This is a genomic window from Amycolatopsis sp. NPDC051102, assembly GCF_040682815.1.
Classification (GTDB): Bacteria; Actinomycetota; Actinomycetes; order Mycobacteriales; family Pseudonocardiaceae; genus Amycolatopsis.
On sequence record NZ_JBFBBT010000029.1, the window covers coordinates 67,481 to 91,958 of the forward strand.

25 protein-coding genes are annotated in these 24,478 nt (G+C 71.9%); 15 read left to right on the forward strand and 10 right to left on the reverse strand.

Annotated elements, in window-relative coordinates:
- The first annotated feature begins 43 nt into the window (after window positions 1–43).
- The 5 genes from AB0M93_RS43750 (at window position 44) to AB0M93_RS43770 (ending at window position 4,938) form a co-directional block, all read left to right on the forward strand.
- Window positions 44–1,258, forward strand: a complete 1,215-nt coding sequence (locus AB0M93_RS43750) for a helix-turn-helix domain-containing protein (RefSeq protein WP_364285873.1) — start codon at window positions 44–46, stop codon at window positions 1,256–1,258.
- Between the two features lie 183 nt (window positions 1,259–1,441).
- A complete protein-coding gene (locus tag AB0M93_RS43755) occupies window positions 1,442–2,365 on the forward strand; it encodes an ACP S-malonyltransferase (RefSeq protein ID WP_364285875.1) in 924 nt (307 codons plus the stop codon).
- Entirely contained in the window at window positions 2,362–3,345 is a 984-nt protein-coding gene (locus AB0M93_RS43760; RefSeq protein WP_364285877.1) for a beta-ketoacyl-ACP synthase III, read from the forward strand. The genes AB0M93_RS43755 and AB0M93_RS43760 overlap by 4 nt, the downstream gene beginning before the upstream one ends.
- A gap of 74 nt (window positions 3,346–3,419) precedes the next feature.
- Window positions 3,420–3,665 carry an acyl carrier protein gene (locus AB0M93_RS43765; RefSeq protein WP_004559006.1) on the forward strand — a complete coding sequence of 82 codons (246 nt, stop codon included), beginning with the start codon at window positions 3,420–3,422 and terminating at the stop codon, window positions 3,663–3,665.
- Window positions 3,666–3,693: 28 nt separating this feature from the next.
- The gene (locus AB0M93_RS43770; RefSeq protein WP_364285879.1) at window positions 3,694–4,938 is read left to right on the forward strand and encodes a beta-ketoacyl-[acyl-carrier-protein] synthase family protein; all 1,245 of its coding nucleotides are present in this window, start codon (window positions 3,694–3,696) and stop codon (window positions 4,936–4,938) included.
- 54 nt (window positions 4,939–4,992) lie between these two features.
- Here AB0M93_RS43770 and AB0M93_RS43775 read toward each other — a convergent pair whose 3' ends face one another.
- Window positions 4,993–5,586, reverse strand: coding sequence for a hypothetical protein (locus tag AB0M93_RS43775; RefSeq protein WP_364285881.1), 594 nt, complete (start codon window positions 5,584–5,586; stop codon window positions 4,993–4,995).
- Window positions 5,587–5,618: 32 nt separating this feature from the next.
- Entirely contained in the window at window positions 5,619–6,122 is a 504-nt protein-coding gene (locus AB0M93_RS43780; RefSeq protein WP_013223984.1) for a DUF3145 domain-containing protein, read from the reverse strand.
- Between the two features lie 270 nt (window positions 6,123–6,392).
- Between AB0M93_RS43780 and AB0M93_RS43785 the strand changes: the two genes are divergently transcribed.
- Entirely contained in the window at window positions 6,393–8,372 is a 1,980-nt protein-coding gene (locus AB0M93_RS43785; RefSeq protein WP_364285883.1) for a hypothetical protein, read from the forward strand.
- A gap of 3 nt (window positions 8,373–8,375) precedes the next feature.
- Here the strand turns inward: AB0M93_RS43785 and AB0M93_RS43790 are convergent, their stop codons facing one another.
- The gene (locus AB0M93_RS43790) at window positions 8,376–9,764 is read right to left on the reverse strand and encodes an NAD(P)/FAD-dependent oxidoreductase (RefSeq protein WP_364285885.1); all 1,389 of its coding nucleotides are present in this window, start codon (window positions 9,762–9,764) and stop codon (window positions 8,376–8,378) included.
- 140 nt (window positions 9,765–9,904) lie between these two features.
- On the opposite strand from AB0M93_RS43790, the gene AB0M93_RS43795 reads away from it, so the two are divergent.
- A complete protein-coding gene (locus tag AB0M93_RS43795) occupies window positions 9,905–10,312 on the forward strand; it encodes a histone-like nucleoid-structuring protein Lsr2 (protein WP_364285887.1) in 408 nt (135 codons plus the stop codon).
- 104 nt (window positions 10,313–10,416) lie between these two features.
- On the opposite strand, the gene AB0M93_RS43800 is transcribed toward AB0M93_RS43795, so the two are convergent.
- The 5 genes from AB0M93_RS43800 to AB0M93_RS43820 form a co-directional block, all read right to left on the reverse strand.
- Window positions 10,417–11,148 (reverse strand): lipoate--protein ligase family protein, encoded by a 732-nt coding sequence (locus AB0M93_RS43800; protein WP_364285889.1) that lies wholly within the window; start codon window positions 11,146–11,148, stop codon window positions 10,417–10,419.
- Window positions 11,145–12,533, reverse strand: coding sequence for an NAD(P)(+) transhydrogenase (Re/Si-specific) subunit beta (locus tag AB0M93_RS43805; protein ID WP_364285891.1), 1,389 nt, complete (start codon window positions 12,531–12,533; stop codon window positions 11,145–11,147). The genes AB0M93_RS43800 and AB0M93_RS43805 overlap by 4 nt, the downstream gene beginning before the upstream one ends.
- Complete coding sequence (locus AB0M93_RS43810; RefSeq protein WP_285989380.1) at window positions 12,530–12,841, reverse strand: NAD(P) transhydrogenase subunit alpha; 312 nt, start codon at window positions 12,839–12,841, stop codon at window positions 12,530–12,532. The genes AB0M93_RS43805 and AB0M93_RS43810 overlap by 4 nt, the downstream gene beginning before the upstream one ends.
- Window positions 12,838–13,950, reverse strand: a complete 1,113-nt coding sequence (locus AB0M93_RS43815) for a Re/Si-specific NAD(P)(+) transhydrogenase subunit alpha (RefSeq protein ID WP_364285893.1) — start codon at window positions 13,948–13,950, stop codon at window positions 12,838–12,840. The genes AB0M93_RS43810 and AB0M93_RS43815 overlap by 4 nt, the downstream gene beginning before the upstream one ends.
- A 123-nt stretch (window positions 13,951–14,073) precedes the next feature.
- The gene (locus AB0M93_RS43820; RefSeq protein WP_364285895.1) at window positions 14,074–14,697 is read right to left on the reverse strand and encodes a TetR family transcriptional regulator; all 624 of its coding nucleotides are present in this window, start codon (window positions 14,695–14,697) and stop codon (window positions 14,074–14,076) included.
- A 195-nt stretch (window positions 14,698–14,892) separates the two neighbouring features.
- Between AB0M93_RS43820 and AB0M93_RS43825 the strand changes: the two genes are divergently transcribed.
- The 6 genes from AB0M93_RS43825 (at window position 14,893) to AB0M93_RS43850 (ending at window position 19,802) form a co-directional block, all read left to right on the forward strand.
- On the forward strand, window positions 14,893–15,960 hold the full coding sequence (locus AB0M93_RS43825) for an FAD-binding oxidoreductase (RefSeq protein ID WP_364285897.1): 1,068 nt from the start codon (window positions 14,893–14,895) through the stop codon (window positions 15,958–15,960).
- A gap of 10 nt (window positions 15,961–15,970) precedes the next feature.
- The gene (locus tag AB0M93_RS43830; RefSeq protein WP_364285899.1) at window positions 15,971–17,077 is read left to right on the forward strand and encodes an acyl-CoA desaturase; all 1,107 of its coding nucleotides are present in this window, start codon (window positions 15,971–15,973) and stop codon (window positions 17,075–17,077) included.
- A 7-nt stretch (window positions 17,078–17,084) separates the two neighbouring features.
- Entirely contained in the window at window positions 17,085–17,285 is a 201-nt protein-coding gene (locus AB0M93_RS43835) for a hypothetical protein (RefSeq protein ID WP_004560346.1), read from the forward strand.
- A 146-nt stretch (window positions 17,286–17,431) separates the two neighbouring features.
- Window positions 17,432–18,721, forward strand: a complete 1,290-nt coding sequence (locus tag AB0M93_RS43840) for a sensor domain-containing protein (protein ID WP_364285901.1) — start codon at window positions 17,432–17,434, stop codon at window positions 18,719–18,721.
- A gap of 9 nt (window positions 18,722–18,730) precedes the next feature.
- Window positions 18,731–19,375 carry a response regulator transcription factor gene (locus AB0M93_RS43845; protein ID WP_364285903.1) on the forward strand — a complete coding sequence of 215 codons (645 nt, stop codon included), beginning with the start codon at window positions 18,731–18,733 and terminating at the stop codon, window positions 19,373–19,375.
- Between the two features lie 16 nt (window positions 19,376–19,391).
- On the forward strand, window positions 19,392–19,802 hold the full coding sequence (locus AB0M93_RS43850; RefSeq protein ID WP_364285905.1) for a secondary thiamine-phosphate synthase enzyme YjbQ: 411 nt from the start codon (window positions 19,392–19,394) through the stop codon (window positions 19,800–19,802).
- On the opposite strand, the gene AB0M93_RS43855 is transcribed toward AB0M93_RS43850, so the two are convergent.
- Window positions 19,740–20,732: an ABC transporter permease gene (locus tag AB0M93_RS43855; protein WP_364285907.1), complete on the reverse strand. Its 993-nt coding sequence runs from the start codon at window positions 20,730–20,732 to the stop codon at window positions 19,740–19,742. The two genes, AB0M93_RS43850 and AB0M93_RS43855, sit on opposite strands and share 63 nt — an antisense overlap.
- Window positions 20,733–20,837: 105 nt before the next feature.
- Here AB0M93_RS43855 and AB0M93_RS43860 point away from each other — a divergent pair, with 105 nt between their 5' ends.
- Together AB0M93_RS43860 and AB0M93_RS43865 are read left to right on the forward strand one after the other, a co-directional pair.
- Window positions 20,838–21,533 (forward strand): haloacid dehalogenase-like hydrolase, encoded by a 696-nt coding sequence (locus AB0M93_RS43860; RefSeq protein WP_364285909.1) that lies wholly within the window; start codon window positions 20,838–20,840, stop codon window positions 21,531–21,533.
- Window positions 21,534–21,643: 110 nt separating this feature from the next.
- Complete coding sequence (locus AB0M93_RS43865; protein WP_364285911.1) at window positions 21,644–23,767, forward strand: DUF2156 domain-containing protein; 2,124 nt, start codon at window positions 21,644–21,646, stop codon at window positions 23,765–23,767.
- On the opposite strand, the gene AB0M93_RS43870 is transcribed toward AB0M93_RS43865, so the two are convergent.
- Window positions 23,745–24,419, reverse strand: coding sequence for a hypothetical protein (locus AB0M93_RS43870; protein WP_364285913.1), 675 nt, complete (start codon window positions 24,417–24,419; stop codon window positions 23,745–23,747). The genes AB0M93_RS43865 and AB0M93_RS43870 overlap by 23 nt on opposite strands.
- Window positions 24,420–24,478: the final 59 nt, after the last annotated feature.

Below are 24,478 nucleotides of genomic sequence, written 5' to 3' on the forward strand. Positions count from 1 at the left end.
GCCGGGGGTCACGAAAGTTGCGGGGACGTAGGATCGCGTCGCCATGGATGGAACCCCCGCCCCGCGCCCGGTGCCGAAGCACCACGGGCTGTCCGCGAAGACGCTCCGGCGGCTGGAACGCGCGTCCGGTGACCTGGCGAGCGCGAGCATCGCGGTGATGGAGCGGCGGCTGCCTTGGTTCGCCCGGCTGCCCGCCGACCAGCGGGCGAGCGTCCTGCTGATCACCCAGGCCGGCGCGGCCGGGTTCGTCGGCTGGCTGCGGGACTCCAAGGAGGCGCTGAAGCTCACGACCGAGGCGTTCCGGGACGCGCCCGCCGAGCTGTCGCGGTGGATCAGCCTGCGGCAGGCGGTCGGCATGGTGCGGCTGGCCATCGAGGTGTTCGAGGAGCAGCTGCCGGATTTCGCGGCGAACGAGGCCGAACGCGCCGCTTTGATCGAGGGGATCCTGCGCTACGGCCGGGAAATCGCGTTCGCGGCGGCGAATTCCTACGCCGCCGCGGCGGAAGCGCGCGGCGCCTGGGACGCCCGGCTGGAGGCGCTGGTCGTCGACGGCATCGTCCGCGGCGACGCCGAGGAGTCGGTGCTTTCGCGGGCCACGGCGCTGGGCTGGGACCCGACGGCGGCGGCGACCGTGCTGGTCGGCAACCCGCCGTCCGAGGACCCGCCGACGGTCGTGTTCGAGGTCCGCAGCCGCGCGGCCCGCGTCGGACGCCCGGTGCTGCTGTCGGTGCAGGGCTCCCGGCTGGTGGTCGTGGTCGGCGGGCCGACCGACGGCGGGGTGAAGGAGCGGGAGATCCTGACCCGGATGTCGGTGGCGTTCGCCGACGGCCCGGTGGTCGCCGGCCCGACCGTGCCGACGCTGGCGGAGGCCCACCACAGCGCGACGGAGGCGTTGTCGGGGCTGCGGGCGGTGGTCGGCTGGCCGGGCGCGCCCCGGCCGGTGCGGTCGGCGGACCTGCTGCCCGAGCGCGCGCTGTCGGGGGACGCGGAGGCCGAGCGCCTGCTGGTGGACACCATCGCGCGGCCACTGGAGGAGGCCGGCCCGACCCTGCAGCGCACGGTCGAGGCGTACCTGGAGAGCGGCGGCGTGCTCGAGACGTGCGCGAAGACGCTGTTCGTCCACCCGAACACCGTCCGCTACCGGTTGCGGAAGGCGGCGGACCTGACCGGGTGCCAGCCGACCGACCCGCGTGACGCCCTGGTGCTGCGGATCGCCCTGACGGTGGGACGGCTCGCTCGCGCTCGCGGCCTCTGGTGACCCCTTCGCGAGACGGGCGTCACGTGATGGACTTAACAGCGAAAGGTGATTGAACCCCACAAGGCTTCCGGGTTACGCGCGAGCTTCTGCGGCGCGTCTTTGGAGGTTTCCGACAAAGACGTCCGGCAGACACTGTGAACGTCGGCATCCCGGGAAACACCCCTCGCCGTGTTGTCTTGAGGGGTGACAGCAGCAGTCCTCGCTCCCGGTCAGGGGTCCCAGGCCCCCGGCATGTTCACGCCCTGGCTCGACCTCGACGGCGCGCGCGAACGCGTCGCGCAGTGGTCCGAGCGCGCGGGGCTCGACTTGCTCCGCCTCGGGACCGAGGCCGAAGCCGAGGAGATCCAGGACACCGCGATCGCGCAGCCGCTGATCGTCGCCCTGTCGCTGCTCACCTTCGAGCACCTCCAGGCCACCGCGCCGGTGCCCGCGGACGCGCCGGTCGCCGGGCACTCCGTCGGCGAGCTCGCGGCCGCCGCGATCGCCGGCGTGCTGAAGCCCGAAGACGCCGTCGCGCTCGCCGCCGTCCGCGGTGCCGAAATGGCGAAGGCGTGCGCGCTGGAACCGACGTCGATGGCCGCGGTCATGCTCGGTGACCCCGAGCAGGTCGTCGCGTGGCTCGAAGAGCAGGGCCTGACCGCGGCGAACCGCAACGGCGCCGGGCAGATCGTCGCCTCCGGCGCCGCCGACACGATCGCGAAGATCGTCGCCGAGCCCCTCGAAGGCACGAAGATCCGCGCCCTCAAGGTCGCCGGCGCGTTCCACACGCGGTACATGGCGCCCGCCGAAGAGGCGATGCGCGCCCACGCCGCCGAGCTGACCCCGGCCGACCCCACCCGGCCGCTGCTGTCCAACGCGGACGGTACGGTCGTCACCAGCGGGGCCGAGTACCTGGACCGGCTGGTCTCCCAGGTCACCCGCCCGGTGCGCTGGGACCTGACGATGGACGGCCTGGTCTCGCTCGGCGTCACCCGCACGATCGAACTCGCGCCCGCGGGCACGCTGACCGGCCTGGTCAAGCGGCAGCTCAAGGGCGTCGTCACCACTATCACCGCGCTGAAGACGCCGGCCGAGCTGGCGGCGCTGCGCCAGGAGGACGCCTCGTGACCGACCGACCGGCCCTGAGCCTCACCACCGGCTCCCGCGGCAGCCGCGTGCTGGGTGTCGGCAGCTACCAGCCGGCGAAGATCGTCACCAACGACGACCTGTCGCAGGTCATGGAAACCAGCGACGAGTGGATCCAGACCCGCGTCGGGATCGTCGAGCGCCGGTTCGCCGAGAAGGACGAGCTGCTCACCGACATGGCCGTCGCCGCCGGTACTGCCGCGCTGGCCGACGCCGGGGTCGACCCGTCCGAAGTGGACACGGTGATCCTGCCGAACTGCACCATGCCGACGCTGATCCCGAACGCCGCCGCCCAGGTCGCCGCCCGGATCGGCATCCCCAGCCCCGGCGCGTTCGACCTCAACGCCGCCTGCGCCGGGTTCTGCTACGGCCTCGGCGTCGCCTCCGACCTCGTGCGGGCCGGTTCGGCGAAGAAGGTCCTGGTCATCGGCGCGGAGAAGCTCACCGACTCGGTCGACCCGGTCGACCGGGCCAACGCGATCATCTTCGCCGACGGCGCGGGTGCCGCGGTCGTCGGCCCGTCCGACGAGCCGGGCATCGGCCCGGTGTCGTGGGGCAGCGCGGGCGACCTGGTCGACCTGATCTACATGCGCGACGAAAAGTACATCTACCAGGAGGGCCAGTCGGTCTTCCGGTGGGCGACGACGAAGATCGCGCCGATCGCCATGCAGGCGCTGGATGCCGCCGGGCTGAAGCCGTCCGATGTGGACGTGCTGATCCCGCACCAGGCGAACCTGCGGATCGTCGAGGCGATCGCGAAGAAGCTGCGGGCCAACGGCGCCCGCGACGACATGGTCGTCGCCGACGACATCAGGTTCTCCGGCAACACCTCGTCGGCGTCCATCCCCCTCGCGCTGGACCACATGCGCAAGGCCGGGACGGCGAAGCCCGGCGACGTGGTGCTGGCGGTCGGGTTCGGCGCGGGCCTGTCCTACGCCGGGCAGGCGTTCATCTGCCCCTGACCACCGTTACGCTCCCCGCGGGCATTCGCCCGAGGGAACCAGACCCCCAGATGGACCGAGAAGGGAACTACCCCATGGCTGACAACGCTGAGATCCTCGCCGGCCTCGCCGAGATCGTCGAAGAGGTGGCCGGTGTGGCTCAGGACGACGTCACCGCCGAGAAGTCGTTCGTGGACGACCTGGACATCGACTCGCTGTCGATGGTCGAGATCGCCGTGCAGGCCGAGGACAAGTTCGGCGTCAAGATCCCGGACGACGAGCTCGCCAACCTCAAGACCGTGGGCGACGCCGTGAACTACGTGTCGGCCAACTCGAAGTAAGTCCTCTTCCCTCCTTGAGGAGACTCCCATGAGCAACATCGACGTCGTGATCACCGGTCTCGGCGCCACCACACCGCTCGGCGGGGACGTGACGTCCACCTGGGACGGTCTGCTGGCCGGACGGAGCGGGATCCGGACGATCGAGGCCGACTGGGTCGAGGAACTGCAGCTGCCGGTCAAGATCGGCGGCCAGCTGGCCGTCGAGCCGACCGATGTCCTGCCGCGGGTCCAGGCCCGCCGGATGGACCGCTGCGAGCAGGTCGCGCTGATCGCGGCCCGGCAGGCGTGGGCCGACGCCGGGTACACCGAGCCGACCGACGAGCACACCGATGTGGACCCCGACCGCCTCGGCGTGTCGATCGGCACCGGCGTCGGCGGTCCCGTCACCCTGCTCACCCAGAACGACCTGTTGCACCAGCAGGGTCTCCGCAAGGTGTCGCCGCTGACCGTGCCGATGCTGATGCCGAACGGCCCGGCCGCGCACGTGGGCATCGACCTCAAGGCGCGGGCCGGGGTGCACTCCCCGGCCTCGGCCTGCGCCTCGGGCGCCGAGGGCATCGCCAGCGGGGTGGAGATGATCCGCTCCGGGCGCGCCGACGTCGTGATCGCGGGGGGCGCCGAAGCGTGCATCCACCCGATCACGCTGGCCGGGTTCGCCCAGGCCCGCACGGTGTCCACGCGCAACGACGACCCGGCGAGCGCGTCGCGGCCGTTCGACTCCAGCCGCGACGGCTTCGTCCTCGGCGAGGGCTCCGGCGTGGTCATCCTGGAGCGCGCGGACCAGGCGAAGGCCCGCGGGGCGCGCATCTACGCGACGATCGCCGGGCACGGCATCACCTCGGACGCCTACCACATCACGGGCAACCACCCCGAGGGGATCGGCCAGATCGCCGCGATGCGCGCGGCGATGAAGATGGCCGGCGTGACCGCCGCGGACGTCGGGCACGTGAACGCCCACGCGACGTCCACTGTGGTCGGTGACATCGGCGAAGCGGCGGCGATCCGCAAGGCGGTCGGCGACCACGCGATCGTGACGGCGCCGAAGGGCTCGCTCGGCCACCTCGTCGGCGGGGCCGGCGCGGTCGAGGGGATCATCACGATCCTGTCGCTCTACCACGGTCTCGTGCCGGCCACCCGGAACCTGACCGACCTGGACCCGCGGGTGCAGCTGGACGTCGTCGCGGGCGAACCGCGCAAGGTCGAGCTGAGCGCGGCGATCAGCAACTCGTTCGGGTTCGGCGGCCACAACACCGCGCTGCTGTTCACGGTCTGAGCTGCTCGGAAGTGAAGAAGGGCCCGGCCTCGGCCGGGCCCTTCTTCACTGCGTTCAGCACTTTTCGTGTTCGGGCGGTGGCCCGCCGTCGACGGCGGCGACCTTCAGGGCCTTGTCCTCGATCACCAGCGGCATGACGAGCCGCCACTTGATGCACGGCTCGCGGAAGAACAGCGGGGCGTCTTCGAGCTCCTGCCGGCTGGTGAACCCGACCAGGACCCGCAGCGAGTTCCCGGACGAGCGCTCGATCCGGTAGACGAGGGCGTCGCTGTCCTTTGTGGTGTGAACGCCCTTCTTCCAGTCGTTCTGCGACTGGGCGGCGGCCCGCTCGTCGGTGACCACCTCGGTCCACAGCGAGTACTGCTTGGTGTTGATGGCTTCGAAGTACTTCTTCAGGACCCGGCGGACGGCGTCGGCCTGCGGGTGGGCCCGCGCGTCGTCGGTCATCCCGACTTCGCCGGCCGCGCCCGGGGCGCCGCTGCTGGCCGACGGCGGCGTCGAGACCGCGACGGAGGTGTCGTCGACGGGCTGGTCGGGGCGGCGGTAGAGCTCGCGCGCGAGCAGGCCGCCGCCGACGGTCACGGACAGCACGACGACCACGACGGGCACCAGCCAGCGCTGGCGGGAGCCGGGGGCGGGGGTGGTCACCCCGGAGAGCGTACCGGCCCCCGTCCCGGGGCTCAGCCGACCTGGTGCAGCCAGGTCACCGGCGCGCCGTCACCGGCGTGGCGGTAGGGCTCGAGCGCTTCGTCCCAGCTCGCGGCCAGGAGCTCGTCCAGCTTGTGCGCGAGGGACTCGCCGCCACGCGTCATGCTGACGAGCGCGCGCAGCTGGTCCTCGCCCACCACGATGTCGCCGTTGGCGCTGGTCCGTCCGTGCCAGAGGCCGAGGCCGGGCGCGAAGCAGAACCGTTCGCCGTCGACGCCCGCACTGGGCTCTTCGGTCACCTCGAACCGAATCATCGGCCACGCCTTGAGGGCGGACGCCAGTTTGGCGCCGGTGCCCGCGGGCGCGCGCCAGCCGCATTCGGCGCGAAGCTGACCCGGACTGGCCGGCTGCGCCGTCCACTTCAGGTCAACGCGGGCACCCAGGGTGCCCGAAATGGCCCACTCGACGTGCGGACACACCGCAGACGGCGACGAGTGGACGTACACCACACCTCGGGTGCTGCCACGGGTGCTCACTGCTACCTCCGCTTGCTCGACGAGGGACGTCTTCCCCTACGCCCTACTCCGAGCTGCAGCGCGGCCTCAGCGCGGCTCCCGAATGCCGCCTCCGATGCGTTGTAGCACATTCTGCACCCCAACCGTGCTGTTTGGCCACATGAACACCACAAGTCACCCACCGCCCCACTTTCGGAGGGCACCGCGCCGTGGCGTCCCCGTGTCGCGCGGTTCGTTGCGCTGGGCGCGCTAGCGTGTTGACCCGGAACGACGAGCGGAAAGGGGCTTTCGGTGCGACTGGTGCGCCTGGAGCGGCAGCAGTCCCGGGTCGCCGACGACGTCCGGGCGGCACTGGCGTCCCTGGGCCGCGGCAACACCATGATCGGCGGCATCGCGTTGATCGGGGTCGGCTCGGTGACGGAGCGCCCGATCGAAGCGGTCGTCCTGCTCCCCCACGGGGTGATCATCGTCATCGGCGTCGACCTGCCGGACCCGGCCCTGAGGCTGGAGGCCCCGCTGGGAGAGCCGTGGAAGGCGGACGGCTGGCCCCTGGTCGCGGACGACGACGCGATCAACCCGGCCACCGAGGCCCTGGACCTGTCCCAGGCGTGCGAACGGCGGATCGCGTCCCTGGTCCCGGGAACGGCCCCGGTGGGCACGATCATCGCGGTGGGCCCGTACGTGGAGACGGTCGACCAGCCGGCGGCCGACCTGACGGGCCCGGTCCGCGTCCTGCACCCGACCCCGACGACGATGCTGGCGGCCACGGTGTCGCTGGCCACGGCCCACCGGCCGCGGTCGGTGGACCAGGTCCGGGCGTTGATCGAGGGCCTGGCACCGGAGGCCCCGGAGTTTTCCGACGAGGTGCTGCTGGGCGAGGGCTTCAGCCGGATGACGGACGATTCGCCGCCGGAGTCCCTTTGGGACGATGGCCCGGCGGTGGCCGCCCGGCCGGAGGCGGTCGCGGTGGCCGCCGGCGCCGCTGGGGTTTCGGAGGCTGTGGGTTCGGACGCTGGGGTTTCGGCCGGGGTGAGCGGATGGCGGACCGAGACGCCGGCCGCGGCCGTGGTGACGGAGAGCCTCGAAGCTGCTACCGAAGCTTCTCCGGCCGAGGTTGTGCCACCGGCCGAGGAGGAACCGGAGCCGGCTGAGGAGTCTTCGGCGCTGCCGGTGTTCCCCGGTGCCGGCACCCTGCCGCGGTTCCCGGGACCGGCCGAAGCTCCGGGGGCGAGCACCGAGACTCTCGACGTACCCGCCGCGACCAGGCAGCCCGCCGAGGCTGAGCCGGAGATTCCCCGGTTCCCCGGGCCCGAGCAGCCGGCGGCACTGTCCACCGAGGCCGAGGCCGCGGTTGCCACGGCCGAACCGGCCGCCGAAACCGAGCAGACCGACCAAAGCCCCGCGCCGCAAAACACGGCAGCCCTGCCCGACGAGGCTGCACCAGCCGACCCCGCACCTACTGCGGCCGAAACCGGCCTGGCCGCACAAACCGCCGCGCCGCCAGAACCTGCAGCTCTGCCCGCCGCGCCGGCCGACGCCGAAGCGTCCGCCGAAACCGGCCCGGCCACCTCATCCCCCACACCGGAACGCCCGGAATCACCCCAGGCCGCCGCGGCCAAGCCCTCGCCTTACCCCCGTCCCCGGCTCGCCCCCACCGCCGCGACCTCCCGAACCGTCCGCTGGGTGCCCGTCGGGGCCATCGCGGTGCTCGTCGTGCTCGTCGTGGCCGCCATCGTCGTCGCCAGCAGCGGTGACGGCACCGCCGCCGCCCCTGCCGCGCCCGCGCCCGTCACCTCCGCGCCGCCTGTCTCCACCGCGCGCAGCGCCGCTCCCGTGCGAAGCCTCGACTTCGCCCTCCGCGCCGCCGCCGGGGACCAGCGGTGCGCTTCGCACGCCTTCGGGGACGCCCAAGCCAGCCTTCAGCAAACCAGCTGCTCAGGCGTGCGACGCGCCAGCTACGCCGCCACCATCGACGGGCGCGCCGGGGCCGTCACCGTCGGGGTCGTCGCCTTCCCCGATGCCGCGCAGGCCGCCGCCTTCAAGGCCATTGCCGACACGCCCGGTGGCGGGGGCATCCTCGACCTCGCCACCGAGACCGGCCAGTGGGGCGCCACCCCCGCGCCGCGGTTCGAGAACGCCGCCTACGCCAGCAAGCTCGACGGCAGCTCCGTCCGGCTGGTGCAGGCCGTGTGGGCGCCGGGACCGTCCACTGCGGACGATCCCGGCCTGGTCAGGGCCGCGAAAGCCGCCCTCGACCTGCCCGCGCAGTGACGTTCAGAGCCCGTACGCCTCCAGCAGCCGCAGCCACACCTCGCTGATCGTCGGGAACGACGGCACCGCGTGCCACAGCCGGTCCAGGGGCACCTCGCCGACGATGGCGATCGTCGCCGAATGCAGCAGCTCCGAGACGTCCTGGCCGACGAACGTCACACCGAGGAGCACGGTGCGCTCGGTGTCGACGACCATCCGAGCCTTGCCGGTGTAGCCGTCCGCGTGCAGGGATGAGCCCGCCACCGCGATGTCGATGTCGACGACGCGGTCCTTCGAGCCCGGGCGCGCGTCCGCCAGGCCGACCGCCGCGACCTCCGGGTCGGTGAACACCACCTGCGGGACCGCGTGGTGGTCGGCCGTGGCCGTGAACGGGCTCCACGGCGTAGTCGACACCGGCTTGCCCGCGGCCAGCGCCGCGACCGTGTCCCCCGCCGCGCGGGCGCCGTACTTGCCCTGGTGGGTCAGCGGGGCCCGGCCGGTGACGTCGCCGGCCGCGAACAGCCAGTCACCGTCCACTGCGGACACGCGGCCGGTGTCGTCCACCGCCAGCGGGTGCCCGGGCTCGATGCCGAAGCGCTCGAGCCCGGCGGTCGCCGGACGGCGGCCCGTCGCCACCAGGAACTCGTCGACGACCAGCGTCGAGCCGTCCTTCAGCGTCAGCGACGTCCCGGAACCACCCGCGGCGACCCGCTCGACCCCGGAATCGGTGTGCACCTCGACACCGGCGTCACGCAGCCCTTGCAGCACGAGGTCGCCCGCGAAGGACGCGTTGCGCGGCAGCGGCCGCGGGCCGCTGATCACCAGGTGGACCTCCGAGCCCAGCGAAGCGAACGCCTGCGCCATCTCGACGCCGACCACGCCGCCGCCGAGGACGCCGAGCCGGCCCGGCACCGAAGACGCCGACGTCGCTTCCCGCGAACCCCACGGCCGGATCGTGTCGAGCCCGGGGATCGGCGGGGTGCTGGGCACGCTGCCCGTGCAGACGATCACCGCGTGCCGCGCGGTCAGCACGCGGTCGCCGCCGACCGTCACCTCCCGCACGCCGGTGATCTCGCCGTGCCCGCGGACCGGCTCGATGCCCGCGCCGCGTGCCCAGTCGACCTGCCCCGAATCGTCGCCCTTGCCTGTGAACCAGTCACGGCGGGCGAACACCGCCGCCGGGTCGATCCGGTCGCCGACCGGCACGCCGGGCACCCGCTTCGCCGCGGCGAGGAGATTTCCCGGCCGCAGCAAGGCCTTGCTCGGGATGCAGGCCCAGTAGGAGCACTCGCCGCCGAAGCGTTCGTGCTCGACGAGGGCGACCTTCAAGCCTCCGCGGGCCGCTCGTTCGGCGGCCACCTCCCCCACCGGACCCGCGCCGATCACCACTACGTCAAAAGTCTCTCCAGGCATGGGTTCAGGTCACACCACTACGCGGGATCGCGCAAGCCAGCGGCTATCCTCCGTCCGGAAGCTGCAAGTTCTGGCGGCACCGGGTGCCGTCGGACCCGGTGCGCGCGAAACATCACACGTTCGAGCACGGGAGGTTTGTCGTGGCCAAGAACACGGCTGTGCAGGTGCTGGATGATCTGACCGGCGAGCCCGCGGCGGAGACCGTCGGGTTCGGGCTGGACGGCATCGACTACGACATCGACCTCTCCTTCGCCAACGCCGAGGCGCTGCGCGGGTTCCTGCAGCGGTACGCCGACGCCGGGCGCCGCACCGGCGGCCGCAAGAACCGGCCGCGGATCGTCCCCGGCGCGAAGAAGACCCCGCCCAAGGCCGCCGCGAAGGCCGCGCCCGCGCCCGCGAGAACGAAGGCGAAGCCGGTGCCGGCGAAGGCGACCCGCGCGAAGGCCGAACCGGCGAAGGCCACGCGCACCAAGAAGGCCGCGGAGCCGAAGACCACCCGGGCGGCCGCGCGCAAGGTGCCGACCGTCACGTTCTCGGCCGCCGAGTAGGTCCACAATAGACAAACAGCGTCCCGCGTGTCGTGAGTGGCAAGGCGTGTTCTAACCCTCCTTACCACTCACGACCAGCCGCGGTAGCGCGCCGGACGGGTGGCTCAGGCCGCGCGCTGGGCGCCGTCGGCGTGCCAGGAGGGGTAGCGGTAGCGGGTGTGCAGCAACGCCCGCTGCCGCGCCAGCTCGGCCGCGGACGGCGGGCGGGGCACGAGCGTGCCGAGCAGCTGCGACGCCGCCGCGCGCACCGCCGCCTCGACCGCCGGGAAGCCGGGACGCAGGCCGTGCTCGGCCAGGGACGCCACCGGGCTGCGGTGCGAGTCGAGCGGCCGCGGGTCCGGCGGCGCGCCGGTCAGGTAGCGGCCGACGAGCCCCGCCGACGTCTCGACCAACAGCGTCGAGTGGGCCAGCAGGCCGGTCTTGGTGCGGAACACGGCGAACCCGCACAGCTTCGCGTCGCCGACGAACAGCCCGCGGTCGCCGATCCGCGGCACCAGCCCGAGCTGGTCGACGGCGGCGCTCATCACCTGGCCCAGCGCCTCCAGCGGCCGGTCCGCCGGGCCCGGCAGGACCAGCGTCACGTTCAGGTTGCCGGGGTCGTGGAACACGGTGCCGCCGCCGCTGGCCCGCCGCAGCACCGGGACGCCGTCGCGGGCGCACTCCTCGACGCGCACCTCGCGCGCGATCCGCTGCCCGCGGCCCACCACGACGCAAACCGGGTTGCGCCAGAGCCACAACACGGGTGACCCGGGCGCAACCCGGAGGAGCGCTTCGTCGAAAGCGAGATTCTCGGCCGGATCCGTGAACGCCGCACGCACATCCGACCCGGTCGTCATAGCGCCTTGAGTTCCTCCACGATCTCGCCCACCGACGACTTGGCGTCCCCGAAGAGCATGCTGGTCTTCGGATCGTAGAACAGGTCGTTGTCGATCCCGGCGAAGCCGGAGCTCATCCCGCGTTTCAAGACGATCACGGACCGGCTCTCGTTGACCTTGAGGATCGGCATCCCGTAGATCGGCGAGCTCGGGTCGGTCTGCGCGGCCGGGTTCGTGACGTCGTTCGCGCCGATCACCAGCGCGACGTCGGTCTGGGCGAACTCGGAGTTGATCTCGTCCATCTCCTTGAGCTGCTCGTACGGCACGTCGGCCTCGGCGAGCAGCACGTTCATGTGCCCCGGCATCCGGCCGGCCACCGGGTGGATGGCGTAGGCGACCTGGATGCCCTTCTTCTCCAGCAGCTTCGCCATCTCGCGGACGGTGTGCTGCGCCTGCGCCACGGCCATGCCGTAGCCGGGCACCACGACGACCTTGCTCGCGTACGCCATCTGGATCGCAGTGTCGGCCGCGCTCGTCGAGCGCACCGGGCGGGCTTCCTTCGCCCCACCGGCGGCCGCGACCGCCGGACCGCCGCCGAAGCCGCCGGCGACGATCGCCGGGATGGACCGGTTCATCGCCTTGGCCATCAGGTTGGTCAGGATCGAGCCGGACGCGCCGACGATCATGCCGGCCACGATCAGCGCCGTGTTGTCCAGCGCCAGGCCCATCGCCGCGGCCGAGAGCCCGGTGAAGGCGTTGAGCAGCGAAATCACCACGGGCATGTCCGCGCCGCCGATCGGCAGCACCACGGTGAGCCCGAGAATGCCCGCCGCGACCAGCAGCCCGATGATCAGCAGCTCGTTGTCGCCGCCGGCGATGATGAACACCGCGCAGGCGACCGCGACGAGCAGCAGCAGCGCGTTGACCGGCTGCTGCAGCTTGCCGAGGGTGATCGGGCGGCCGCTGATCAGCTCCTGGAGCTTGCCGAACGCGACGTTCGAGCCCCAGAACGAGATCGACCCGATGATCGCGGCGAACAGCGACGCGATCGCGATGTACACCGGCTCGTGCGCGTAGCCGCCGGTGGAGTTGAACTCGACCCACGCGATGAGCGCGACGGCGCCGCCGCCGACGCCGTTGAACAGCGCCACCATCTGCGGCATCGCGGTCATCTTGACCTTGCGCGCCGACGGGACGCCGACAACGATGCCGATCCCGACGCCGAGGGCGATCAGCACCCAGTTGCCCATTCCCGGCGTGAGCAGAGTCGCGATCACCGCGATGCCCATGCCGACCGCGGCGATCCAGTTGCCGCGGACGGCGGTGCGCGGGCCGGTCAGGCCCATCAGGCCGTAGATGAAGAGGGCGAACGCGATGATGTAGAGGATCGCGATGAAGTCGGTCACTTCTCGTCCTCCTCACCGGCGACGGGTTTCTTGGCCTTGAACATCGACAGCATCCGGTCGGTGACCAGGAACCCGCCGACGACGTTGATCGTGCCGAAGGCGATGGCGATCACCAGCAGGATCTTGTTGAACACGCCGTCGACGCCGAGGCCGAGCACGACCAGCCCGCCCAGCAGCACGATGCCGTGGATGGCGTTGGTGCCGGACATCAGCGGCGTGTGCAGGGTGTTGGGCACCTTCGAGATGACGGCGAAGCCGACGAACCCGGCGAGCACGAGCACCGCGAGGTTCTGCACGAGTGGGCTCACGCGACACTCCCTTCGCGCCCGGCCACGCAGGCACCGGCGACGATCTCGTCTTCGAAGTTCAGCTCCAGCGCGCCTTCCTTCGTCACGAGCAGCTCCAGCAGCTCGACGACGTTGCGGGCGTACAGCTCGCTGGCGTGCGAAGGCATTTCGGCGGGCAGGTTCAGCGGGGAGGAGATGGTGACGTCGTGCTCCACGACGTCCTCGCCCGGCTTGGTCAGCTCGCAGTTGCCGCCGGTTTCGCCGGCCAGGTCGACCACGACCGACCCCGCGGGCATGCCCTTGACGGCGTCCGCGGTGACCAGCGTCGGCGCCTTGCGGCCCGGCACCAGCGCGGTGGTGATCACGACGTCGAACTTCGTGATGGCTTCGGTGAGCCGGCGCTGCTGTTCTTCGCGCTCTTCCGGCGTCAGCTCGCGGGCGTACCCGCCTTCGCCGACCGCCTCGATGCCGAGGTCGAGGAACTGCGCGCCCAGCGACTTCACCTGTTCGGCGACCTCGGGCCGCACGTCGTAGCCGGTGGTCTGCGCGCCGAGCCGTTTCGCCGTGGCCAGCGCCTGCAGGCCCGCGACACCGGCGCCGAGCACCAGCACCTTGGCCGGCGGGACGGTGCCGGCCGCGGTCGTGAGCATCGGAAAGAAGCGCGGGAGCTTCTGCGCGGCGAGCAGCACGGCGCGGTAACCGCCGATGCTCGCCTGCGACGAGAGCGCGTCCATCGCCTGGGCCCGGGAAATCCGCGGGATCGCCTCCATCGCGAAGGCGCGCAATCCCGCTTCTTCGAGTTTCGCGAGCCCTTCCGGGTTGCCGCGCGGGTCGAGGAAGCCGACGAGCACGGCACCCCGGCTCAGTTTCGCGACTTCCCCCGGCGAAGGCGGGTTGACCTTCACGACGATCGGTGCGCCCCAGGCGTCGCCGAGTTCGGCGCCCGCTTGGGTGTACGCGTCGTCACTCAGGTGCGCACCGGCCCCGGCGCCCGGCTCGACGACGACGCGCAGCCCGCGCTGCACGAGCCGCCCGACCAGCTTGGGCACCATGGCCACCCGCCGCTCCCCGGGGCGTGACTCGGTCACCACACCCACGGTGAGCTGCTGACTCTGTTCGCTGTCCGTCACACGACCTCCTCATCGGCGAGGCACGATCCGAGGGTTGTACCACGCCGGACCGACACTCCCCAGTGACGTGAGTCGCAAGTCTCGCGGTTGTGCCGGGAAATACGAACCCGGTGCGTGAAACGTTCAGGCCGATTTCCAGTGAGGTACGCCGAGGAGCACGAGACGCAGCCGTTTTTCCGCCGTTCCGGTGATTTTCGCGTCGTCGGCGGGGCGGGCTTCCAGCAGTTCGACAATGGTCGTCAGCATCACGGAAACGATCAAGTCGGCCAGCATGTGCAGGTCTTCGGTGCTCCACGAGCGCAGCGGCGCGAACCGGGCGAGGTCGATCGCGAGGTCGCCGGAGAACAGGCGCAGCTCGACGGCGATCGCGCGGGCGAGCGGGCCGCCGCCGTAGCGCTCGCGCGTGAGGAACCGGAAGTGGTCCTCGTTCGCCCGGACGAACTGGTGCACGGTCGCCACCGACGCGCTGATCATCCCCTGGTAGGTGTCCGGATCGGTGCGGGCGGAGCGCATCATGCCGCGCAGCGTGCGCGTGGCCTCTTCGACGAGCGCGACGCCGAGTTCCTCCATCGAGGCGAAGTGGCGGTAGAAGGCCGTGGGGACGATGCCCGCGCCCTTCGCGACCTCGCGCAGGGAGAGCGTGCCGAACGGCCGGTCGGCCAGCAGCTCCAGGGCGGTGTCCAGCAACGCCTGGCGGGTGCGCAATTTGCGCTCTTGGCGGCTCACCGGCGTCAGGGGTTCGGACACGGGTTCCAGCGTACGGACTTCTTTTGGGGGTGCAGGGGGCCTGCCCCCTGCCGGGGCTCGGGGCGGAGCCCCGCTGTACGCAGCGTCCACCGCGTTGCTCACGTCACATCCTTCGCGTCTCGCGTTGACAGGCTGTCCACTCCTGCAGTGCACTGTTGAGTGTACAGTCGTTCACTGTAATCGAGGAGGTTCCCGATGACGGCGCTCATCCCCCGGCGGGTGCGCGGTCTCGCCTCGCTGGCCGAGGCGCTGCTGACGCCGCACGGGATGGACCGGTACCTGGAGCTCGTCGACCCGATGCTGGTCCGCCGCGAGATCCGCGGGCTGGTCACGGCGGTGCGCAAGCAGACGCCCGACAGCGTCACGCTCACCGTCCGGCCCAGCCGCGCGTGGCCCGGCTTCACCGCCGGCCAGTACGTCCGCCTGCAGGTGGAGATCGACGGCGTCCGGCGCACGCGCTGCTATTCGCCGTGCGGTTCGCAGTACGACGGCGAACTGGAGTTCACGGTCAAGGAGCAGGGCCTGGTGTCCGGGCACCTGAACCGCTCGATCGGCGTCGGCTCGGTCGTCAATCTGTCCACTCCGGACGGTGGGTTCACGCTGCCCGCGAAGCGCCCGGACCGCGTTCTGCTGATCGCGGGCGGCAGCGGGATCACGCCGGTGCTCGCGATGGCGCGCACCCTGGTCGACGAGGGCCACCCCGGCGAGATCGTGTTCGTGCAGTACTCGAACGGCCCGGCCGACGCGCTGTACCGCACCGAGCTGGCCGAGCTCGCCGCCCGGCACCCCGGGCTGCGGGTCGTGCACGCCCACACCCACTCGGAGGGCGGCGACCTGAACGGGTTCTTCTCGCCGGAGCACCTGGAGCGGGTCGCGCCGTGGTTCCGCACGGCAGAGGCGTACGTGTGCGGTCCGAAGCCGCTGATGGACGCGGTGCGCGAACACTTGGGTGAACGCGTGCACACCGAGGAGTTCACGCCGCCGGCGTTGACCTTCGACACGGAGAACGCCGAAGGCCAGGTGCGGTTCAAGCGCAGCGGCCGCGAGTGCGCCAACTCCGGCAAGCCGTTGCTGGAGCAGGCCGAAGAAGCTGGGCTCTCGCCGGAGCACGGCTGCCGGATGGGCATCTGCTTCTCGTGCACCCAGCTCAAGACGGCCGGGCGCGTCCGCAACGCGCGCACCGGCGAGATTTCCGGCGACGAAGACGAAGAAATCCAGCTCTGCATCTCCGTCCCCGTCGGGGACGTCGAGATCGACGCTTAGGGAGACTGCCATGACCGGTCTGCAGGACCGCCTGACCCCGGAACAGGTCGAGGAGTTCGGCCGCGAGCTCGACGCGCTGCGGCAGCGGATCGTCGACGACCTGGGCCAGGAAGACGTCGACTACATCCACAACATCATCAAGACCCAGCGCGGCCTGGAGGTCGCCGGGCGGGCGCTGCTGTTCGCCGGGTTCTTCCCGCCGGCGTGGCTGGCCGGCGTCGGCGCGCTGTCGCTGGCCAAGATCCTGGACAACATGGAGATCGGCCACAACGTCATGCACGGCCAGTACGACTGGACGCGCGACCCGGCGCTGAGCTCGCAGCGGTTCGAGTGGGACACGGTGGCGCCGGCGGAGAACTGGCGGCACTCGCACAACTACATCCACCACACGTACACGAACATCGTCGACAAGGACCGCGACGTCGGCTACGGCATCCTGCGGATGGACAAGGCGCAGAACTGGCACCCGTACTACCTGGGCAACCCGGTGTACGCGACGCTGCTGGCGATCTTCTTCCAGTGGGGCGTGATGCTGCACGACCTCGAGGTCGAAAACGTCGTCAAGGGCGAGCGGTCCTGGGCCGACAACGTCCCGATCCTGAAGAAGATCGTGCGGAAGGCGTCCCGGCAGGTCGGCAAGGACTACGTCCTGTTCCCGCTGCTGACGGGCCCCCTGGCGCCGCTGACGTTCCTCGGCAACGCGACGGCGAACCTGACCCGCAACCTCTGGGCGTTCGCGATCATCTTCTGCGGCCACTTCCCGGCGGACGTCGAGAGCTTCACCGAGGAGGAGACGGCCTCGGAGTCGCGGGGGCAGTGGTACCTGCGCCAGATCCTGGGTTCGGCGAACATCACGGGCGGCCCGCTGTTCCACATCCTGAGCGGCAACCTGTCCCACCAGATCGAGCACCACCTGTTCCCGGACATTCCGGCGCGCCGGTACCCGCAGATCGCCGGCGAGGTGCGCGCGATCTGCGAGAAGTACGGGCTGCCGTACCACACGGGCCCGCTGCGCAGGCAGCTCTGGTCGGTGGCGAAGAAGATCGTGAAGCTGGCCCTCCCTTCGGCGCCGTCCCCGGCTACCGTGGAACCCGACCGGCAGCTCCGAGCAGCGTGAGGGTGACATGGTGGGCCAGTTCGAACGGGAGAAGGACACCCTGCAGGTGATCACCGAATCAGCGGCGACGCACGTCGGCAACATCGTCTCGATCATCACGGGCGCGATCCGCGACGTCGCCAGGGAGACGGGCGACTGGCTCACCGACGTCATCGAGATGCGCGAGGCCGCCCAGCGCGCCCGGGAGGACGACCCGGACACGCCGTGAGACGTGACTCGGACGGGTCATCCACAGGCCAGCTGGGTTGTGGATGACCCGTCCGATGCGGCCGGTGCGCGTGCCGAAGCTGTCGGTGCCCGCCGGTAGCGTGGAAGACGGGGGGCGCCCCCGGGGCCGGGTCGGGGGAAAACCGGATGGGCCCGCCACCCCGACCGGGTGAAACTGAACCCGTGAACAGCCCCCATCCCCTCCGCCGCGTCTTCGGCCCCCTCGCCGCGCGGGACTTCTGGGCCGAATACCTCTGGCTGTGCCTCGCCGCCCCGCTCACCGTCTTCGCGCTGCTCAGCTTTCTCGCCGTCCTCGCCCTCGGCCTCTGGCTGACCCCCGTCCTCCTCGGCTTCCTCGTCCTCGCCGGCGCCGTCTTCTACGCCCGCGGCCTCGGCGCCGCCCACCGCAGGCTCGCGAAAGCCCTGCTCGGCGTCAGCGTCCCCGCCCCCGGACGGCCCGAACTCAAGCCCGGCCTCTGGAGCTGGGTGAAGACGCGCGTCGGCGATGCCGCCGGCTGGCGCGCCGCCGGGTACCTCCTCCTGCGCCTCCCCCTCGCCTTCGCCGGGCTGAGCACCGTCGTCTCCGCGAGCCTCTACGGCCTCGCCGCCACCACCTTCGGCCTCTTCTGGTTCCCGCTGGGCGAACACGAGCTGCCCACCTTCGGCATCCGCGCCGACCACTGGGCGGGTGCGCTGGCGTGGTCGGCGTCCGGGTTGCTGGTCCTCATCGCCCTCCCGTGGGTGACGCACGCCTTCGTCGCGCTCGATCGGCTGATGGTCGTCGGGCTGCTCGGCGAGCGCGTGCTGTCCGAACGGGTGCGGGACCTCGAACTCAGCCGGGCGACCGCCGTGGAGGACGCCGCCCTGCGGCTGCGGCGCATCGAACGCGACCTCCACGACGGGGCGCAGGCCCAGCTCGTCGCGCTGGCGATGAAGCTCGGGCTGGCCAAGGACGAGCTGGCCGACGTCGATCTCCCCGAGGTGAAAGCGCTGGTCACGGCGGCGCACGGGAACGCGAAACAGGCGTTGACCGAACTGCGGGACCTCGCCCGCGGCATCCACCCGGCCGCGCTGGACGCGGGTCTCGACGTCGCCCTCGCGACGCTGGTCGCCACGAGCGGGATCGACGCGCGGGTCGCGGTGGACCTGCCGCGCCGGCCGCCGCCGTCGCTCGAAACCATCGTCTACTTCAGCGCCGCCGAGCTGCTCACGAACGCCGCCAAGCACGGCGGGACGACGTCGGTCCAGGTCACCGAGGCCGGGGACGTGCTGTGGCTGCGGGTGTGCGACCACGGCCGCGGCGGCGCCCGGCTCGTCCCGGGCGGTGGGCTGGCCGGCGTCGCCGAACGGCTGCGGACGGTCGACGGCGAGCTGACCGTCACGAGCCCGCCGGGCGGTCCGACCGAAGTGACCGCGCGGGTGCCGCTGCCCCGCTAGGGTCGCGGCATGCGGATCGTCATCGCGGAGGACTCCACCATCCTGCGCCAGGGGCTCGTCGAGCTGCTGACCTTCCGCGGCCACGAAGTCGTCGCCGCGGTGAAGGACGCCGAAGCGCTGCGGGCCGCCGTCGAAGACCACACCCCCGATGTGTCCATTGTGGACATTCGGATGCCGCCGACGCACACCGACGAGGGCCTGCGGGCGGCGATCGCCCTGCGCCGCGAACTGCCGGGCTGCGCGGTGCTGCTGTTCTCCCAGTACGTCGAGACGAAGTACGCGGCGCAGCTGCTGGCCGACCGCGCGGGTGGCGTCGGCTACCTGCTGAAGGACCGCGTCGCCGAGGTGTCGGACTTCCTCGACGCGCTACGCCGGGTCTCGGACGGCGAAACCGTGCTCGACCCCGAAGTCGTCAGCCAGCTCTTCTCGGCGACGCGCCAGACCGACGCCCTGGGCCACCTCACCCCGCGCGAACGCGAGGTGCTGGGACTGATGGCCGAAGGCCGGTCGAACTCCGCCATCGCCGCGAAGCTGTTCCTGTCGGCCGGATCCGTGGAGAAGTACGTGACGTCGATCTTCGGCAAGCTCGGCCTGCCGCCGTCCGAAGGGGACAACCGCCGGGTGCTCGCGGTGCTGCGCTACCTCGAAACCTGAGCCTAGGGTGGGTCGCATGTACTCCACCGAGATCGAGGTCCGCACCGGCACCGGCGCGGTCGTCCACGACCTCACCCACGAGGCCGAAGCCTTCCTCCGCGACGCCGACGCGACCGACGGGCTGCTGCACGTCTGGGTCCCGCACGCCACCGCCGGGCTGGCGATCCTGGAAACCGGCGCGGGCAGCGACGACGACCTGCTGGCCGCGCTCGACCAGCTGCTCCCCCGGGACGACCGCTGGCGGCACCGGCACGGGAGCCCGGGTCACGGCCGTGACCACGTGCTCCCGGCGCTGGTGCCGCCCTACGCGACGATCCCGGTGCTCGGCGGCGTCCTGGCGCTGGGCACCTGGCAGTCGGTCTGCCTAGTGGACACCAACCTCGACAACCCCGTCCGCAAGGTGCGGTTCAGCCTCCTGGCGGGCTGACCGGCCCGGCCAGAGCGTCACCAGCAGGCCCGCGGCCAGCAGGGCGCCGAGCACCCACAGCGCGGTCGTGACGTCGGGTGCGCCCGGCACGCCCTGCAGCAGGCTGCGCAAGCCCTCCGTGGAGAACCGGAACGGCGTCCACGACCACAGCAGCGCGTGGTAGGCCGGGTTCAGCAGCTCCGGCACCTGCCCGGCCACCGCGGGCGCGACCAGGTACAGCGGCGCGAGGACGGCCATCGCCCGCAGGCCGAGCAGCCGCAGCAGGGCCGCCTGCAGCGCCGCGAACGCCGTGGCGGCGAGGAAGACGAAGCCGAGGACGTCCGCGGTCAGCGGCAGCGTCGGATCCCACAGCGCGAAGAACCCGGCCACCACCGCCGTGATCAGCACGCCCGCCCCGGCGACCTGCAGGAACCGCGCGCCGGCCCTGATCGTGCGGCCGGTCCGTCCGGCGAGCTGGGTCAGCGCGAGCCCCGCGACGAGGGCGCCGATCCAGGCCAGCGCGCTCGCGGCCAGCGGCGCGACCCGGCCCGCGAGGCTCACCGGGTGCAGGACCTCCTGCTTCGGCGCGCCGGCCAGCGCGGTCGCGGCGCCGGTCAGCGCCTGCTGCGCGACCTGGGTGCCGGCGGGGTTGACCGCGCCCGACGTCACGACCGTCGCGGCCGAGCCGGGTGCGAGTTCGAGCACGCCGTAGACCTTCTTGTCTTCCAGCAGCTGCCGCGCTTCGGCCGGGGTGGCGACGGTCCAGGCCAGCTGGCCGCCGCCGTGGGCGGCGATGCGCTGGGCGACCTCCGGCGGGGCGGCGACGGCTACCGGGACGCCGTCGGGCGCGACGGTGGCCTGCGCACCGAAGGTGAGGAATCCGAGCACCACCGCCACCAGCGCGCCGGCCGTGGCGGCGACCAGGGCGAGCGCCCCTGCGGGACGGGTCATCGCTGCCTCCATTTATTCGTCACATGTTGAATTACGCCTGAAGGTACGACTCGGCCCGCGGGAAGTCAACACGTGTTGAATATTGTCCCCGGTAGCCTCGGACTCGTGACGAAGAAGCGCCTGGTGCTCTGGGACATCGACCACACGCTCGTGGACTTCACCGAACTGGGCGCCGCCTGGTACGGCACCGCGTTCACCGCCGCGACCGGGGCGACGCTGCGGGTGCACCCGGTGTTCGGCGGCCGGACCGAGCGCGCCACGACGACCGACCTGCTCACCGCGAACGGCTTCGACGCGGCGGAGGAGACCATCCAGGCGCTGTTCAAGGCCCTGGTGGCGGAGTCGGAACGCCACCAGCACACCTTCCCGAAGACGGCCCGCGCGCTGCCGGGCGCGGCCGAGGCGCTGAACGCGTTCGCCGCCGACGGGGACGTCGTCCAGACGCTCGTCACCGGCAACCTGCCGGAGATCTCGCGGCACAAGCTCGCCGCGTTCGGCCTCGACGAGCACCTCGACCTGGAGATCGGCGGCTACGGCACGCTGTCGGTGCACCGCCCGGACCTGGTCCCGCACGCGGTGGGGCTGGCCGCGGCCAAGCACGGCACCGAGTTCGGCGCCGGCGCGGTGGTCGTCATCGGCGACACGCCGAACGACGTCCGGGCCGCCGTGGACAACGGCGCGGTGTCGGTCGCCGTGGCCACCGGCCACTACAGCGCCGAAGAGCTGCTGGCCGAGGGCGCGCACACCGTGCTGCCGGACCTGGCCGACACCGACGCGGTCCGGCGGGCCGTCCTCGGCTGACGTCGTCCCTCGGAGGGGCCGACCCTCAGCCGAAAGTACGACACCCTTAGGGGAAAACTCGTTCTGTTGCCTGATGTGACGAGCGACGCGGCCCGCAAGACTCTATCCCCATGACCGAATCAAGGGCGGCGGCCAAGCCCGCCGGAGGGGGACGGTTCCGCGGCACGGTCGCGGTGCTGAGCCGGCGGCTGCCGTTCACCAGCAGCGTCACGCTGGCGATGCTGGTGCTGGCCGTCGCGACCGGGGCGCTCTGGAACGCCGCAGAAGACCGCGCGGCCTTCCCGTTCGTCGCCTACGGCCTGCCGTCGCTGGAGGCCGGCCGGTGGTGGACCATGCTCACCGGGCCGTTCTTCGCCGTCATCCCCTGGTACTACCTCCCGATGGTCGGCAGCTTCGTGCTCTTCGCCGGCTTCGCCGAGTGGCAGCTGGGGACGCGGCGCGCGATGGCCGTGACCATCGGCGGCCAGTTCGCCTCGGTGCTCGTCGCGACCCAGTTCCTGGCGCTGTGCCGCAACTCGGGCTGGCTGTGGGCCGAGCGCGTCGCGGGCAGCCTCGACGTCGGGTTCTCCGGCGGCGCGCTCGCCGCGGTGGCCATCGCCAGCGCGACGCTGCGGCCGCCGTGGGCGCTGCGGCTGCGGGCCGGGCTGTGCGTGTACGCCGGGGTCGCGATCGTCTACGTCGGCACCCTGGCCGACCTCGTGCACTTCTTCGCGCTGCTGCTGGCCCTCCCGCTCGGGAAACGCCTGGTGGGCGCGCGGCGGGCGGGCGAGCCGACCGGCCCCGACCTGCGCGAATGGCGGGTGCTGGCGGTCGCCGGCCTGCTGCTGCTCACCATCGCCGAGATCGTGATGTTCCTGGTGCCCGGTGACGGCCCGTTCGGCTCCGACGAAGGCGTCTCGCTGTCGGCACCCGAGCTCGGTGTCCTGGTCCTGCTCGTGGTGCCGATGCTCAACGGGCTGCGCAAGGGCGGCCGCGTCGCGTGGCGCTGGGCCGTCGCGTTGTCGGCTTTCGTGACGCTGCAGGGGCTCGCCGTCGCCACGCTCCTCGGCGTCGCCGACATCTTCGGCGGGGACTACGACACCGCCGGCCTGCCGCTGTTCTTCGTGGACAATCTGCTGTGGACGGTCGAGCTGGCCGTCCTGATCGCCGCCCGGCACGCGTTCCGGGTGCCGTCCCGGCGCCGGCTGCGGCGCCACGCGCAGGGGCCGGGGCCGGCACTGGCCCGCACGCTGCTGGGGCACCACGGCGGCAGCACGCTGTCGTGGATGACGACCTGGCCGCGCAACACCTACTTCGTCCGCGAGGACGGCCGGTCCTACCTCGCCTACCGCCGGCACGCCGGGGTCGCGGTCGCGCTCGGCGACCCGATCGCGCCGGACGGCACCGCGGCGGCCACGGTCACCGAGTTCGCGGCGATGTGCGAGAACTCCGGCCTGGTGCCGTGCGTGTTCTCGGCGACGGAAGCCACCGTCGCGGCGACGCGCGAGCTGGGCTGGCAGCACGTCCAGGTCGCCGAGGACAACGTGCTCGACCTCGACGGTCTGGAGTTCCGCGGCAAGGCGTGGCAGGACGTCCGGTCGGCGCTGAACAAGGCGGCCAAGCAGGACATCGAGTTCCGGCTGGTCCGCCTGGCCGACCAGCCCGAGCCGATCCTCGCCCAGGTCCGGGCGCTGTCGGAGGAGTGGATGTCCGGCAAGGCCATGCCGGAGATGGGCTTCACCCTCGGCGGCCTCGACGAGGCGATGGACCCGGCCACCCGGGTCGGCCTGGCGGTCGACGCCGAAGGCACGGTCCACGGCGTGACGTCGTGGCTGCCGGTCCACACCGGCGCCGGCACGATCGGCGGCTGGACGCTGGACGTCATGCGCCGCAGCGCCCACGGCTTCCGCCCGGTGATGGAGTTCCTCATCGCGTCGGCGTGCCTGGCGTTCCGCGACGAAGGGGCGCGGTTCGTCTCGCTGTCGGGTGCGCCGCTGGCCCGCAGCACCGGTTTCGCCGCGCGTCCGGTCGACCGGGTGCTGGAGTCGCTGGGCCGCGTGATGGAGCCGTACTACGGATTCCGTTCCCTGCACGCGTTCAAGGCGAAGTTCCAGCCGCGGCACGTCCCGCTGTACCTGGCTTTCCGCGACGAAGCCGACCTTCCGCGCGTCGGGCTGGCACTGAGCCGGGCCTACCTGCCGGACGTCCGGCTGCGGCAGCTGGCGAAGCTGGTCAGTAGCTCACGGGCACGCTGATCCGCTGCGGGAAGCGGATCTTCCGCCTGCTGACGACGTTCTGGTCCTTCGGGATCAGGCGGCCGTCGGTCAGGCGGAGCCAGTGGCCGTTCCGCGAGTCGGTGAAGGCGAGCATCACGCCGGGGGTCATGTCCGGACGCTGCCACTCCTCGCGGATCGGCATCCGCCATTTCCCGGGTGGCAGGATGGCGTAGAGGTACTCGTCGTCCTCGATTTCCGGCCCGCGGTGCAGGGTGGACCCGGTCATCGGCAGGTTGTGCACGAGGTCGAACGAGACGACGACGTGGTTGACCGCCTCGGCGTTCGCGTTGGACACGACCATGTAGCCGGACCCGCCGGCGTACTCGATCCACGCGGTGACTTTCGCGGCCTGTTCCTGCCGTTCGCGCAGGTCGCGTTCCCGCCGGTCGGCGCGGGCGAGCCGGCCGTCGCGGATGGCGATCCACAACGCGACCACGACGGCCGCGATCGTGCCGACGCCCCCGGCCCACTGGCCGGCGGCGCCCCACCAGTCCGGGCTCCGCGGCCGGACGAGCCAGCTCGCCGCTTCGGCCAGCAACGGCCCGAAGAGCAGCACGAACCCCGCCACGGCCAGCACCCCGAACGCGACGGCCCGGATGCGCCCGAGCCGTCTTTCCTCATCCCCGCTCATGCCCGCAGCCTGCCGAATCCGGGCGCCCGGCGGAAGCGGCAAAACGGCCGGGCCACCGG

What these genes read in the sequence shown, in the direction of transcription:
- AB0M93_RS43750 (WP_364285873.1), top strand. Translation starts at nt 44, where the DNA reads ATGGATGGAACCCCCGCCCCGCGCCCGGTGCCGAAGCACCACGGGCTG.
- AB0M93_RS43840 (WP_364285901.1), top strand. Translation starts at nt 17,432, where the DNA reads ATGGGCCCGCCACCCCGACCGGGTGAAACTGAACCCGTGAACAGCCCC.
- AB0M93_RS43865 (WP_364285911.1), top strand. Translation starts at nt 21,644, where the DNA reads ATGACCGAATCAAGGGCGGCGGCCAAGCCCGCCGGAGGGGGACGGTTC.
- AB0M93_RS43765 (WP_004559006.1), top strand. Translation starts at nt 3,420, where the DNA reads ATGGCTGACAACGCTGAGATCCTCGCCGGCCTCGCCGAGATCGTCGAA.
- AB0M93_RS43845 (WP_364285903.1), top strand. Translation starts at nt 18,731, where the DNA reads ATGCGGATCGTCATCGCGGAGGACTCCACCATCCTGCGCCAGGGGCTC.
- AB0M93_RS43790 (WP_364285885.1), bottom strand. Translation starts at nt 9,764, where the DNA reads ATGCCTGGAGAGACTTTTGACGTAGTGGTGATCGGCGCGGGTCCGGTG.
- AB0M93_RS43800 (WP_364285889.1), bottom strand. Translation starts at nt 11,148, where the DNA reads ATGACGACCGGGTCGGATGTGCGTGCGGCGTTCACGGATCCGGCCGAG.
- AB0M93_RS43825 (WP_364285897.1), top strand. Translation starts at nt 14,893, where the DNA reads ATGACGGCGCTCATCCCCCGGCGGGTGCGCGGTCTCGCCTCGCTGGCC.
- AB0M93_RS43835 (WP_004560346.1), top strand. Translation starts at nt 17,085, where the DNA reads ATGGTGGGCCAGTTCGAACGGGAGAAGGACACCCTGCAGGTGATCACC.
- AB0M93_RS43855 (WP_364285907.1), bottom strand. Translation starts at nt 20,732, where the DNA reads ATGACCCGTCCCGCAGGGGCGCTCGCCCTGGTCGCCGCCACGGCCGGC.
- AB0M93_RS43850 (WP_364285905.1), top strand. Translation starts at nt 19,392, where the DNA reads ATGTACTCCACCGAGATCGAGGTCCGCACCGGCACCGGCGCGGTCGTC.
- AB0M93_RS43870 (WP_364285913.1), bottom strand. Translation starts at nt 24,419, where the DNA reads ATGAGCGGGGATGAGGAAAGACGGCTCGGGCGCATCCGGGCCGTCGCG.
- AB0M93_RS43770 (WP_364285879.1), top strand. Translation starts at nt 3,694, where the DNA reads ATGAGCAACATCGACGTCGTGATCACCGGTCTCGGCGCCACCACACCG.
- AB0M93_RS43830 (WP_364285899.1), top strand. Translation starts at nt 15,971, where the DNA reads ATGACCGGTCTGCAGGACCGCCTGACCCCGGAACAGGTCGAGGAGTTC.